We start from the raw sequence: 13,861 nt of genomic DNA, 5'->3' as shown, positions 1-13,861 counted from the left end.
CTTTCGCGTCTCTTGGTTCACCGCTCTCGACCGCCGGCATGTAGGCAAGAGTCATCGCTCGCCGCCGCAACATGCGACGGGTGTAGCTCCTCACAAGGACTTGGCTGGATTGGCGCTTAGCGCCGGTGCAAGCCACTGCTTGATCTGCCTTGCGACCTCTGCGGTAGAAATCCCGTAGCGGTCGTGCAGTGTCGGAAGTGCGCCAGCGTGAAGAAATTCGTCCGGCAATGCGATCTGGCGGAAACGCGGATGAACGCCTGAACGCATTAGAACCGCGGCAATTGCCTCGCCAAGGCCGCCAATCGACGTGTGGTTCTCGGCAACGACGACAAGACGGCCCGATTTGCCGGCTTCACGCAAGATCGTCTCAGTGTCGAGCGGCTTGATGGTTGGAACATGCAGCACCGCAGTATCGATGCTGTCGCCCTTCAAGGTTTGCGCCGCCTCGAGCGCACGCATGGTCATGATGCCGGATGAGATGACCAGGGCGTCCTTCCCGTCACGAATCAGCTTGGCCCTGCCGAGCTCGAATTTGTAATCATATTCGTCCAGCACGAGCGGCACCTGGCCGCGCAGCAGGCGGGTGTAGACAGGCCCGTGATGGGCCGCGATGGCGGGCACCAGCTGCTCGATTTCGTGAGCATCGCAGGGATCGATGACCGTCATATTCGGCATCGCGCGAAACAGGGCGACATCTTCTGCGGCCTGATGGCTCGGGCCATAGCCCGAGGTCAGCCCCGGCAGCGCGCAGACGATCTTCACGTTGCGATCTTCCTCCGCGATCGTCTGGTGTATGAAGTCGTAAGCCCGTCGCGATGCGAACACGGCGTAAGTGGTCGCGAACGGCATGAAGCCTTCGGCGGCAAGGCCCGACGCAGCGCCGAACAGAAGCTGCTCGGCCATGCCCATCTGATAATAACGGTCCGGAAATTCCTTCGCGAAGATGTGCAGGTCGGTGTATTTGCCCAGATCGGCCGTCATGCCGACCACCTCAGGGCGGCTGCGGGCGAGCTCGACGAGCGCATGTCCAAAGGGCGCCGGTTTCGTCTTCTGTCCCTCAGAAGCGATCGATGCGATCATGGCGGAGGTGGTCAGGCGCGGCTTGCGCGGCTGCGGTGCTGATCTGATGGTCCTCATGCCTGCCTCCCAGCTTCCAGCGCGGCAAGCGCGAGCTGCCATTCGTGCTGCTCGACGCGGATGAAATGATTCTTCTCGCGCTGCTCCAGGAAAGGAACGCCCTTCCCCATCAGAGTGTCGGCGACGATCATCCTCGGCTTGGGCTCGGAATGGGACTTGGCCGCGTCGAACGCGGCAAGTACGGCATCGAGATCGTTGCCGTCGATCCGCTGCACGAACCAGCCGAAGGCCTGAAGCTTGTCGACCAGCGGCTCGAAGGCCATAACCTGCGTGGAAGGACCATCCGCCTGCTGATTGTTGACGTCGACGATGCCGATCAGATTGTCGAGCTTGTAGTGGCCTGCCGACTGGATCGCTTCCCAGACGGAGCCTTCGTCGAGTTCGCCATCGGAAAACAACGTGTATACCTGTGCCTCGGATCTCTTGCGCTTGAGTCCTAGGCTCATGCCGACGGCAATGCTCAGCCCAAGTCCGAGCGATCCGCCCGACATTTCCATTCCGGGCGTGTAGGAGGCCATGCCCGACATCGGCAGGCGGCTCTCGTCGCTGCCATAGGTTTCGAGTTCTTCCTCCGGGACAATTCCCGCCTCGATCAAAGCTGCGTAGAGTGCGATGGCATAATGTCCGTTGGAGAGCAGAAAGCGGTCCCGGCCCTCCCATGACGGGTCTTCAGGCCGGTAACGCATGGCGTGGAAATAGGCCACGGCGAGAACATCGGAGATGTCGAGCGCCTGCGCGATATAACCCTGCCCCTGGACTTCGCCCATGCGCAGCGCATTGCGGCGGATGTTGTAGGCGCGGTCCGCTAGCTTGGGCGCGTTGATAAGCGCATTGGTGGGCGTTTCCATCGATCTGGACCTTATCTCGCTGGCTCAGTGGATAAGCATGCCGCCGTTGACGTCGATCACGGCACCCGTAACGTAGGCAGATAGGTCCGAGGCCAGGAAGGTGTAGATACCGGCGACATCTTCTGCCGTGCCGAGGCGATTGAGCGGAATGCCTTCCAGAATTTTCGCTCTCATTTCATCATTCAGCTTGCCTGCCGTAATATCCGTGCCGATCAGGCCGGGCGTAACGCAGTTGACGCGAATCCCGTCAGGGCCGAACTCCCGCGCCATCGCCTTGGCGAGGCCAAGGACCCCTGCTTTCGCAGCCGAGTAGTGTGGCCCGCCAAAAATTCCACCACCGCGCTGGGCCGAGACGGACGACATGCACGCGATCGAGCCGGACTTCCGTGCGCGCATATGCGGGATCACCGCCTGGGACAGAAACAGGATACCCTTGAGATTGACGTCCTGAATTCGATCCCAATCTGCCGGCGAAATGTCCAGGAACTTGACGGCCTGGGTGATCCCGGCATTGTTGATCAGGATATCGATGCCTGCGAAGGTTTCGATCACACGGGTGACTGCCTGTTCGCAGAACGATTTGTCGGCGACGTTGCACGCCAGTCCAATGTGGGACTTTCCAAGCGATGCCGCAGCGTCCGCCGCGGCGCCGGCGTCGATATCCAGAATGGCCACCCGAGCGCCCTCGGCGGCGAACCGCCGGGCGGTTGCGAGCCCGATGCCCCGCGGCGAGGCCGCGCCCGAAATGATTGCCGTCTTACCGCTGAGCAGCATCAATTCCTCCCGCAAATTGTTCTTCCTTGCTGGATTTAGGAATGACCTGCGGAGGCCGGCCCTACAAACGCGCAGTTGTCACGGATCGATGAATCTGGTTCACTTATCGAATGCTCTCGAAGATCCCGATATCCTCAATTCGTGCCTTTGAAGCCGCAGCCCGGACCGGATCGTTTCGCGATGCGGCGAATGAGCTTCACCTGACGCCGAGCGCCGTCAGTCACGCGATTCGCAAGCTGGAGGCCACGCTTCGGACCGTTCTGTTCGAGCGCAGCGCGCGATCTGTGCGGCTCACGCCAGCCGGCGAAAATCTGATGCGTCACACCGGGGCGGCGTTCGATCAGCTCCGCCGCGGGCTTGAAGAAGTCGCCGCCCGCGGCCCACAACTGGTGCGCGTCCATTCCGCCCCAAGTTTTGCTGCGCAATGGCTGGCGCCACGGCTTGCGCAGTTTCTCGCTGCTTACCCGAAGCTCGAGGTTCGACTGGCCGCAAGCACGGATTATGCGCGCTTCAGCAACGATGATTTCGATATCGACATCGTCTACGGTCCGCCGCGCGCGGAAGGCGTCGAGATTGTTCCTCTACCAGAGGAGACGGTCACGCCGCTCTGCTCTCCCTCGCTCGCAAAATCGATAAGGAAGGCCGCTGATCTCCTCGATCAGACGCTCATCCGCTCAGACGTGAAGCAGGTGCAGTGGCATCAATGGTTCGCTGCCAACGGATTGGAAGCCCCCGCGCTCCACGGCATGAGGTTCGATCGGAGCTTTCTTGCGATTGCGACCGCTGTGGAGGGATTGGGAGTGGCGTTGGAATCAACCCTCCTGGCCGAGCTTGAACTGGCCAATGGGCGATTGGTTGCCCCATTGGCGGGACGTGCGATCGATATCAGTTACGTCGGTCACCGTCTCATCTATCCGCGCGCCAGCCGACAAAGATCGGCCGTACGAGCGTTTGCAGACTGGCTGCTGGCTCAGCTCGACGGTGAAGACGCCCGCTCCTCGCAATGAACTGCAGGTCTGGCTGGAGCTTGGTTCAGGGCAAACCTCTGCTTGGCGCCGAACAGCAACCCTCGCCGCCGGGGCGTCCGCGCCTGCGGAGAACCTCAGATCATGCATTCTTCATCGGTCTGGTAGGGAGCTATCGCTGATGCTCGCCGATCCATCTGTACAAGTCGATCATCGATGTAGCGCCTGAGCGCCGCAGCCGCCTTCAACATATAGACACGCATTGAGATCACTTCCCGCACGTCACGGCTCGCGCGCGCCCGCAAACCCTTGCAAGAGGCGCTCGCCGCCAGCAGGCGCGAGGCCGATCGAAAGCCAGCGGATTCTGCTCGCAGGAGGCGACGGCGAGCGCATCTTCTCCGCAAGCGATGCAACAGTGAAGCTCACTTTGCAGCTCGCGCGCCTCATCGAGCGGTCGGCGACCCCGGAGGCCCTGGCAGAGCTGAGGGCCAGCAGGGTGCTTGGACCTCGATCCGGGACATGCGCTCGCCGAATTGATGCAGGCTTTCCTTCCGGACGTCCGCTGCTACGCGGCCGATGGATTTCACACTCTCGACGGGCTTCGAAACTGGATAGCCTCTCAACAACGAAGATGCTCAGCCCGTCGATTCAACGAGGCGATCTTCCACGGCCTCGGGCCGAGCTACCTACGTCGTGGGGAAATGGTCGTTGACCCGCAAGGCCATCGCTGCTCGGCGGGTCGGGATGTCGAAACCGAGCGGTAGAGAGGTATGTGACGATTTCTTTCAATGACTCACAGAGTTGGTCTATTCTGGACTTCAAAGTACGAGCGGACAGGTAGACCAGAACGGCAATGGCAAGGCGCCGAAACATCATCGCAATTCCCTCGCTGGGCTCTCTCGACAAGGCCGCAGGCCGGGTCGGACAACAACTCACGCAGGCACTTCGCGAGGCGATATCAAACGGGATGTTGAAGCCGGGCGAACGGCTGCCGTCCACCCGCGCCCTCGCGGCATCGCTCCAACTCGCGAGGGGTACGGTCATCGAGGCGTTCGGTCAGCTACATGCGGAAGGCTACCTCGAGGCGCGCGCCAGAGGCGGCACGATGGTCGCCAACGTCAACGGCGGTCGCGAACTCGTCAGCCCACCGCAGGCATTCATTGCGCCGCCGCGGATCGGCCCTGTGTTGCGGGAGAACGTCGCCCGTCTTGCAGAGGTCGCGCAAGCTCTTCGGCCGCAAGGGACGGCGCCATTTGCAATCGCTCATCCGGCAGGCGCGGTCGCCCCGGATGACAAGTGGCGCCGTCTCGGTAATCGCGTCCGAGCGCTGCGCGTGGCTGCCCCGTCGGGATACATCGACCCGAAAGGATTGCCTGATTTGCGGCTCGCGATTACTGACTACGTTCGTAAAGCCCGTGGAGTGAAATGCGAGGCCGGCCAGGTCGTGATCACGGCGGGTACGCAGCAGGGTCTTTTTCTGGCTGCAACCGTTCTTCTTGCGGACGGAGACGCAGTATGGGCGGAAGACCCCGCCTATCCCGGTATTGTCGCGGTTCTCGGAAACTTCAACGTCCAGACCTCTCGCATTCCCGTCGACGCGCAGGGCATCGACGTCCACGAAGGTCTCGTCCGATGCCCGAAGGCTCGGGTCGCGTTCGTTACGCCATCGCATCAATATCCGCTCGGCATGCCGATGAGCATGGGGAGACGCACGGCTCTGCTGTCCTGGGCCCGTCAAAACAATGCCTGGATTGTCGAGGACGATTACGACAGCGAACTTCGCTACGCGGGACATCCATTTCCGTCCCTGCAGGGACTCGATCCTACACGTGTCGTCTATCTCGGGACGATGAGCAAAGTGCTGTTTTCATCCATGCGGATCGGATACGCCATCGTTCCCCTTCCGCTGGTGGATGCGTTCGCGGGCGCCCGTGCTCTTATTGACCGCCATTCTCCGACAGCCGATCAATATGTGCTCGCGCAATATATGCGCGAGGGCTATTTCGAAGCTCACATACGGCGCATCCGGGGCGCTTACGCAGAACGGCGCGTGGCCCTGATCTCCGCCATTGAGACGGAGCTGCCGTCCTGGACAGCGCTCCAACCCAGCGACCAAGGTATGCACCTGGTGCTTTGGCTTCCTGCCGGCCTCGACGACGTCAAGCTTGCCGAGCAAGCACATAAGGCCGGGCTGGTTGTGCGACCGATCTCGCCCATGTACCAAAATGCGCCTGCTCGGTTCGGTCTAATGCTCGGCTTCGGCGGCTTTTCCGTCGCGGAATTGCAGGCGGCCGCAGTCCGCCTGAAAGGTGTCCTTGAGGCATCGGTCCGCGCGAACAGAAAGGCCGAACTGTCCAAGCGCCCACGGATGGAAACTGCCAGATAATATCTGTATGGCCGCACTCAGGTCTCATTCGCAGCAATCGGCGCTCGCCGCGAACTTGAACATTGGGTTGGGTGCTTCGCAGCGCGCCGGGAAGAACGCGCACTGATCTCCAGTTTTTGAGTCCAACTACAGCTTTCGCCAGCGGCAGACGATCGTAGGGCGAATGAGATTATCCATGCTTGCGCAGGGCCGCCGATGGGTTTGGCCCCGTCATACCCGAGGATTACAAGTAGGTCGTTGCGCCACGATTTCTCCGAGCATGTCGCTCCGTCGGATATGAGTCAGGCCTGCTCCGCTTTGGCCACAGCGGCGGCCAGCATTGCATCGCCGATCACATCCTTGCCCTGGGCCTTGAGCGCGTTCCCTGCACCGAGAATGTCCCGGACCTCTTTATTCTGACTAAGCTTCGACTTGCCAACGAGTCGTGTGATCTCGATCTCGATTCCGACGATCATCTTGAGCATCATATCGATGTAGTCCTTGGGGCTGTCAGTCATCTTCCAAGGATCGGCCTGCTTCGCCTCATGGATGCGCGTCAGCCGCGCGACCATGCCACGAACGTAACGCTCATCGTCGCGGATTGTCACGCGTCCGTACACATGAGCCACCATATAGTTCCAGGACGGGACCTGCTTCTTGAACTCGACCTTGCTCGGATACCAGTTCGGCGCGATGTAGGCATCCCCGGCGCGGAATACGATCAGCACCTCGTTTCCCGTCGCGATATCCTGCCAAATGGGATTTGCGCGAGCCACATGTGAATGAAGCACGCCCTGCTGCCCTTCCTTCGCATGCAACTCGAAAGGCAGGTGATTTGCGTCGAGCCCGCTCTTCCCGTTAGTGAAGAGGATGCCGAGAGGATTTTTGTTGATGAGATCGTGAAGCGCCTCAGGGCGCGACTCGGCGAAATGTGGGGGGACGTACATGCTAGCTCCCTGGCAATTGATGAATGCCGCGCACGCTGCTCGCAGCATCAACGGGATTTCGTTCAGACCTCAGTCATCTGGAATTCACTCTTGTCTGCGCCGCAATCGGGGCAGATCCACTCGTCGGGGACGTCTTCCCAGCGAGTGCCCGGCGGAATGCCCTCGTCCGGCCATCCCTCCCGCTCGCTGTAAACAACCCCGCAGAGCGCGCACATCCAGGTCTTGTAAACCGGTGCGCCGATCGCTGTTTCAGAGTGCAGGTGAGCGCTTTCATTGCTCATCTCGGTGGCCTATGCTGTGGAGCATTCATGACACCGATGTAGGCTAGAACTGGTTCCTTCCATAGAGCCAGTCTGCGGCATTCTTGCTGTACCAGATTGACGTCCGCTGGTTCTGGTCAAGGCCGTCAACCCGGCAGTAGGAATATCTCTCAGAGAAGACGTGCATTCCTTCTTCGAGCAGCCGAAACTGGTCATCCGACTGTTGGACAACCATGACCGCGAAGCCTTGGGTCGCTCAGTCACGCGCCGCCGCTTTCGTCGGCGCAAAGGCCTGCGAGGCGTCGGCTGTGCATTCCGTCTTCCGACAAGAGCGCAAATGAGCCAGAACCGTCCAGCGGCCGGCCGGCGGCGTTACAAATGGCTTTGTAGCGAGCCAAACGGCCGCTGCAGTCCTGAGCTTTCTGCAATTGCACTCGGGCGTGAAACGGGTCTAGCCATCATGCAAGAAGATTGGCGCCGCTAACGCCAGTTGAAACGATAATGGGTTGAGCGATGTGCAACTCGCATACGTTCTTTTTGTTCCTGGTGGTGGAGTAGTCTTCAACTCTTGCGTGCCCTTGGATTTCAAGCCGATCGATTGAAGGCTACCGATCCCGTTGAAAAAGATTGACGGCGAGCAGATTGTTTCTTTTTCTGTCGTGCGTTCGGTCCCTCCACGAGCAAATCTGGAGAGACACGACGTTTCATCCCAATTGTCCGCCATCTTTGCGGTTTCAAGATCACATAGAATCGCAGTCGGCGAGGTTAGGTGAGACGAATGCCTGTGCCGCCCTGTCCTTCAAAATGATGTGCGAGAGCTCATGCATGATCGAATTGTTCTGCCGTTCCGGCGAGTGTTGGTCGTTGACGATGATGACGCGTTTGGTGCCCACGCAAATCGTGACAGCAGACCAATTGTCCGGATCGACCTTACGGAGTTGCTTCAGTGCCGCTGCTGAAAGACCTGGAACGTCTTTCGGCGTCCACACGCGAATACCAAATGTTGCAGCCAGGATACGAGGGTCGAGCGGACTAAACTGATCGAGATTCAACTCGCGGCGATAGTCGCACGTCCATTAGTTCGACATGTTGGTGTCAAGGAGCGCCAGGAGAGAGCGCACCACTACTAGTCGCCGACGTCCGATCGTTGTCGTGACGATACGCCCAGCTCCTATCAACTCGTAAAGTTTCGTGCGTCCCAAGCCGGTCACTTCGCATGCATCGTCAATCGTGCAGGTGAGCCGCTGGGCGAATGGCATCGTGCTCGGTTCTGCGGCTTTCGGAGCGGATAGGCTGACTTGTGACTGTTGTCCGCCAGTTTTCTCTCGTCGATTGTATCTCACGTGGCTCTCCTATTCGCGCAAAGCTCGACAGAAGGGTTGATTGTGCGATGAGCAACGTCAATGCGAGCATCCGAGGGCACTCGCGTACGACAGCGCACGTCAGCGGCGGTTTGAGTATTTCCGGATACAAAGGGGCGACGAGGAAATTTTTCGCGAGTGCGCCAGCCACAGCGAGGCATTGCGCCGAGGCCAGTCTGCTAAATCTCGGCAGCAAATTCCCCAAGCGTTCGCCGCTGTTCACCAGCGTCTTATTCAACCATTATTCAACGAACGTGGCTGATGGCGACCTAAGTGCCTGAGTTTGCTGGCGCTCCCTAGGGGAATCGAACCCCTGTTTCAGCCTTGAGAGGCCCAAATCGGTCCGCTCGATGATCATCCTGAAAAGAAGTACGGCGATAGAGACCTTTAGATGTCAATCCCGACTCGCTTGCACGAGCAGACATTGACCGCACCAGATTCGCGCCAGAAACGACCCAACCGAAGCGCAAAGAGCATTCGCCGCGCCGATCTAGGCCAAGGGTCCGTCCATCACTACGAACGTTTTTGGAACCAGAACGCTCTTGCCGTTGCCGTGGTAGCTACGCGGTAGCTTGCGATTGCAACCTTTTCGTCGTTGATGGCAGAAGCTATTGATTTTGTTGGTACAGTTGGGTGGGCTCGAACCACCGACCTCCTGTTCCACAGACAGGCGCTCTAACCAACTGAGCTACAACTGCATCCTTGCGAGCCGCCCGAGGGGCGCCCTTGAAAGGGCCGGTCACCGAGGGGGGCTGGACGGGGCGGAAACTAGGTGCAACGGGCGTTTTTGGCAAGGCCGCAAACAGACGAAAAACCGGGGTAAATCACCCTCAGCGCAATGAAATCAGGCTTGATGGCGACCGCAGCGAGGTTGCGCTCCCCTCGCCCGCTTGGTCGCGACACTCCCGGTGAGGAGAGAGCCCTCTCCCGGCCTCTCCCGCAGGCGGGAGAGGTGAAGAAAAAACCCGGGCTTTAGCCCGGGTTCTTAATTCAGACGTCCCGGCCGGATCAGGCGGCGGGGTAGAGCTTCGCGGCGGAGGCCTTGATCGGCTCGGCGGCGGCAGTGGCAGCGCGCTGGGCGATCTCGGCGAGCTCCCGGGCCTGGGCCTGGAAGGTCTCGAGCTGCGCCTTGGAATGGTTGGTCCACAGCGCGAACGCATCCTGCGGCGCCTTCACGCTGAACAGCTCCTGGGTGAAGTCGAGATGGGCCTTGGTGTTGGCCTTCGCGAACTCCATCAGCTTGGCGGTGTATTCGCTCACGCCCTTGTGGGCGGAAGAGAACACGGCCTCGACGGTGCCGTTGTGGGTCTCGGCGGCGTCCTTGAACTTGGCGTAGTTCTCGCGGGCCTGCGACACGCCCTTTTCGGCGAACGCACGCATCTGCTCGGGGACCTCGAACGGAATGATCGAGGCAGAAAACGGATCAGTCGCACCTGTCATGGTTTGTCCCTCACACTAATGAAAAAACGGAGTGAGCCTTCAGGCGCGCCCGCCGGCCAACCGGGTGACGGGTGCGAAGACTGGAAACACGAAACGAATGATGGCTCGCCCAGCGCGGGGACCATGGCTGCCTAAAATGTCAACATTGTGCAACGCAACGGGTTTGGAGGGTGCATTGCAAAATTTAATCTCGGGGAGGATGAGGTTCCCGGGCAGGGGAACCGGTGGTTGAGGGAGTTTGCGACGGCCAGCAGCGCTCTCTCCGTTCCCTCCCCCCTTGTGGGGGAGGGTCAGGGAGGGGGGTGCCACACGGGGATTCTGTCCGTCGCGCTCTGGGCCTCAGGGCAACGACTGACACCTTTTGCTGGGCTTACCCCTCTCCCTAGCCCTCCCCCACAAGGGGGGAGGGAACGCAGCTTGGGTGGGGCGCGAGTTCGGGTTGATGCGACTGACCATTTGCCACGCGCGAATCCTGCGGATGCAGCGCCGGCACGCCTTGCGGGGTCGGGGACATTAAGGTTATCGCGGCTTTAGGCCTTGCCGCATAGGCTTGGGACGTGGACCTGCCCGCGGCTGCGGGCGATACTAACCCTTTCTTAAGGCTGCCATTCCCGGCAGCCATGCGCACAAGCGGGACGCGAAGCCGGTCGGATGACGAGTTCGGATTTCCAGTTGCGAGGCGTGGGCGATCCCCGGCTGGCCGTGCACGCGACCTCGCCGCTGCCCGCCTGGCTCTGGTCGATCGACGGCACGCGCGTGCTCTGGGCCAATCCGGTCGGCGCAAGGCTGTTCGGCGCGGCCAATGCCACGGCGCTGGCGGACAGGATTTTCGGGCCCACCGACAGCCACCGCCGGCAGATCATCCGGCTTGCCGGCCGGCTGCCTCCAAACGGGGCCATCCGGCTCGAACGGCTGCGCGGCTTCGGGGCGCGGCTCGGCACGCTGATGACCTGCGCCTGCGCGCGGCTGGAGTTCGCCGATGGCGGCCGCGCTGTGCTCGTCACGGCGATGGACCCGGGCTTGCGCACCATGCCGCTGGTCGAGCGCCTGCTTCGTCTGGTCGACGGCGCCAAGACGCCGATGGCGGCGTTCGCGCCCGATGGCCTGTTCGTCGGCGCCAGCGAAACGGCCCGCACCCTGCTTGGCTTCCGCGATCTCGGCGAAGCCGGCCTCGACCGGGCGCGCAGCGACGCGCTTCGCCAGGGTCGCGCCGAGACGCCGATCGGCATCGGCCAGATGGTGCTGCAGCGGGTCGGCAGCGGGGCCGATGTCGGGCTGGTCGCGCTGATCGAGCCTGCCGTGCAGCAGGCGGCGGCTGCGACTGATGACGTTAAAGCCGAGGCCGCTGAAGAGGTCGCGCGCGAAGACATTGTCCAGCGTGAGGCTGCGCCGCCTCCTGCTCCCGCCGCCGTGCCGGAGCATGTTCAAGCTGCGCCGTCGCACGATGCGCCATCCGAAATCGCGCTGTTCGACGCCTTTGCCGAGCCGGTCGACGCGCCGGACGCAACGATCGCGCACGAACCGCCCGCGCGCGAGCCGGCCACTGAGATCGTCTCGATCCAGCAAGCCGTCGAGCAAGCGGCCGAGGCCGCGCCAGAAACTCCGGTTGAAAACTCGGCCGAAGCCATGGTGTCGCCGCAGGCCGCGCCGACCGTGACCGGCATGGTCGAGCCGCCGTCGGGCCACGAAGAGCCGCCCGCACCGCGTCAGCATCCGCTGCGCTTCCTCTGGAAGGTGGATGCAGAGGGCCGCTTTGTGCTTCTGTCCGACGAATTCATCCGCCTGATCGGCCCGCGCACGGCCGCCGGCTTCGACCGCCCCTGGCACGAGATCGCCGACGCATTCGCGCTCGACCCTGAAAGCCGCGTGGCGCAGGCGCTTGCCAGCAAGGATACCTGGGCCGGGATCACCGTGAACTGGCCGGCCGACGGCTGCGAGCATCTGCCGGTCGAGCTTGCCGGACTTCCGGTTTACGACGGCGACCGCAACTTCGCGGGCTTCAGGGGATTTGGCGTCTGCCGCGATCTCGATGGCCTCAACCGGCTCGACGCGCTCAGGCGTTTTGAGCTGCTGGCCGAACCGCAGGCGCCGCAAAGCCTGTCCGCCGATATGGTCGAACCCGAGCTAGAGGCGCCGCCTCCGCCGATCGAACCGCCCGCGCCTGAGCCTGAGCCTGAGCCTGAAGCTAAACCGCCCGAACCCACAACCGACGCGAATTCACATCCAACCGATCCGGAAACCCCAGTGGAAACGCCTCCCAATGTCCTGCCGTTCCGCGCGCCCGGCGACACGCGATCGCCGACGCTGACGCCGGTCGAGAACAGCGCGTTCAACGAGCTTGCCCGGCAATTGTCCGAGCGCCTCGAACGCGACAAGGAAACCATCGCGGCATCGGCCGAACCGCCGGATGCCGAGATCACGCCCGAAGCGCCGACGCCGGAGCCCGAGCCCAAGTCTGAGACGCCGCACACGCCAGCCGAATGGCTGAGCGCGCCCGCGCCGCCGGCGCACGGCCACAGCCCGCGCGACCGCGCGCTGCTCGACCTGCTGCCATCAGGCATCCTGATCTACCGGCTCGACCGCCTGCTCTACGCCAACCCCGCGTTTCTCGCGCGCATGGGCTATGCCAGCCTGAGCGCCCTGGAGAACGCCGGCGGGCTGGATGCGCTCTATGTCGAGCCGGGCGTGTCCGCGGCCAGCAGCACATCGCAAGCAGGCACGCCTGTCACGATCAGCGCGACGCTCGCCAATGGCGAAGCGCCGCTGCCGACCACCGAAGCGCATCTGCACGCGATCGACTGGGACGGCGAGAGCGCGCACGCGCTGATCTGCGCGCTGCCGCAAGCAGCACCCGCTGCGCCCGTCGTTGCGGAGACCGTGATCGCAGAGACCATTGTCCCCGAGACCTTCCCGCCCGAGCCCGACGTCGGCGAGGCGGACGCGGAAGATCTCGCCGCGATCCTCGACACCACGGCCGAGGGCATCGTGATGTTCGATGCCGAAGGCAACATCCACGCCTGCAACCGCAGCGCCGAGGCGCTGTTCGGCTATGACGGCGAGACGCTGATGCAGCAGAATCTGGTGACGCTGTTCGCGCCGGAGAGCCAGCATGTCGTCATCGACTATCTGGAAAACCTCAAGAGCCAGGACATCGCGAGCCTGCTCGACCACGGCCGCGAGGTGCTGGGGCGCGAGAAGAAGGGCGGCGTGATTCCGCTCGCCATGATCATGGGCCGCACCCGGCCCGACGGCCCGAACTTCTTCGCCGTGTTCCGCGACCTCTCGCACAGCAAGCAGGGCGAGAGCGAGCTGACGCAGGCGCGACGCCTAGTCGACGGCGCGGCCAATGCCAAGGCCGACATGCTGGCGCGGATCAGCCACGAGATCCGCACGCCGCTCAACGCCATCATCGGCTTCTCGGAGGTGATGATTTCGGAACGCTTCGGCACGCTCGGCAACGAGCGCTACGGCGAGTACATGAAGGACATCCGCGCCTCCGGCGAGCGCGTCATCGCCATCATCGACGACCTGCTCGAGCTGTCGCGGATCGAGACCGGCAAGCTCGACCTCAACTTCGCCAACCTCAACCTCAACGATCTGGTCGAGGCCTGCGTGGTCGTGATGCAGCCGCAGGCCAATCGCGAGCGCATCATCATCCGCACCTCGCTCGGCCATGCGCTGCCGCAGGTGAGCGCGGATGCGCGCGCGATGCGGCAGATCACCATGAACTTGATCTCCAACTCGATCCGGCTCGCCAGCGCCGG

Annotated in this window: 11 protein-coding genes and 1 tRNA gene; 3 read left to right on the top strand and 9 right to left on the bottom strand. The window is 62.2% G+C overall.

The window, feature by feature from the left end; all coding sequences use genetic code 11:
* Positions 1–90: 90 nt before the first annotated feature.
* From AC0L30_RS38720 to AC0L30_RS38710, 3 genes are read right to left on the bottom strand one after another with little or no spacing between them, the layout of a single operon-like run.
* A complete protein-coding gene (locus AC0L30_RS38720; RefSeq protein ID WP_473304369.1) occupies positions 91–1,137 on the bottom strand; it encodes a transketolase family protein in 1,047 nt (348 codons plus the stop codon).
* Complete coding sequence (locus tag AC0L30_RS38715; protein ID WP_473304372.1) at positions 1,134–1,985, bottom strand: transketolase; 852 nt, start codon at positions 1,983–1,985, stop codon at positions 1,134–1,136. The genes AC0L30_RS38720 and AC0L30_RS38715 overlap by 4 nt, the downstream gene beginning before the upstream one ends.
* A 24-nt stretch (positions 1,986–2,009) precedes the next feature.
* Positions 2,010–2,759, bottom strand: a complete 750-nt coding sequence (locus AC0L30_RS38710; RefSeq protein ID WP_473304374.1) for an SDR family NAD(P)-dependent oxidoreductase — start codon at positions 2,757–2,759, stop codon at positions 2,010–2,012.
* A 110-nt stretch (positions 2,760–2,869) separates the two neighbouring features.
* On the opposite strand from AC0L30_RS38710, the gene AC0L30_RS38705 reads away from it, so the two are divergent.
* Positions 2,870–3,766 (top strand): LysR substrate-binding domain-containing protein, encoded by an 897-nt coding sequence (locus AC0L30_RS38705; RefSeq protein ID WP_473304377.1) that lies wholly within the window; start codon positions 2,870–2,872, stop codon positions 3,764–3,766.
* Positions 3,767–4,577: 811 nt separating this feature from the next.
* A complete protein-coding gene (pdxR, locus tag AC0L30_RS38700) occupies positions 4,578–6,110 on the top strand; it encodes a MocR-like pyridoxine biosynthesis transcription factor PdxR (RefSeq protein WP_473304379.1) in 1,533 nt (510 codons plus the stop codon).
* Positions 6,111–6,391: 281 nt separating this feature from the next.
* On the opposite strand, the gene AC0L30_RS38695 is transcribed toward pdxR, so the two are convergent.
* The 6 genes from AC0L30_RS38695 to AC0L30_RS38670 all read right to left on the bottom strand — a co-directional run bounded on the left by AC0L30_RS38695 (position 6,392) and on the right by AC0L30_RS38670 (position 10,097).
* Entirely contained in the window at positions 6,392–7,036 is a 645-nt protein-coding gene (locus AC0L30_RS38695) for an FMN-binding negative transcriptional regulator (protein ID WP_007600163.1), read from the bottom strand.
* A 62-nt stretch (positions 7,037–7,098) separates the two neighbouring features.
* Positions 7,099–7,317 (bottom strand): rubredoxin, encoded by a 219-nt coding sequence (locus AC0L30_RS38690; RefSeq protein ID WP_085357752.1) that lies wholly within the window; start codon positions 7,315–7,317, stop codon positions 7,099–7,101.
* A gap of 719 nt (positions 7,318–8,036) precedes the next feature.
* A complete protein-coding gene (locus AC0L30_RS38685; protein ID WP_473304382.1) occupies positions 8,037–8,348 on the bottom strand; it encodes an ImmA/IrrE family metallo-endopeptidase in 312 nt (103 codons plus the stop codon).
* Between the two features lie 24 nt (positions 8,349–8,372).
* Entirely contained in the window at positions 8,373–8,555 is a 183-nt protein-coding gene (locus AC0L30_RS38680; RefSeq protein WP_044590027.1) for a helix-turn-helix domain-containing protein, read from the bottom strand.
* Between the two features lie 723 nt (positions 8,556–9,278).
* A tRNA-His gene (locus AC0L30_RS38675) sits at positions 9,279–9,355 on the bottom strand.
* Between the two features lie 310 nt (positions 9,356–9,665).
* A complete protein-coding gene (locus tag AC0L30_RS38670) occupies positions 9,666–10,097 on the bottom strand; it encodes a phasin (protein WP_007596705.1) in 432 nt (143 codons plus the stop codon).
* Positions 10,098–10,748: 651 nt separating this feature from the next.
* Here AC0L30_RS38670 and AC0L30_RS38665 point away from each other — a divergent pair.
* The coding region (locus tag AC0L30_RS38665) for a PAS domain-containing protein (protein ID WP_473406461.1) at positions 10,749–13,861 on the top strand (3,113 nt) is incomplete at its 3' end.

The organism is Bradyrhizobium sp. MI1.11 (assembly GCF_055811255.1).
The sequence above is the reverse complement of the archived record's forward strand: the minus strand, read 5'-3'. Positions and strand labels throughout refer to the sequence as shown.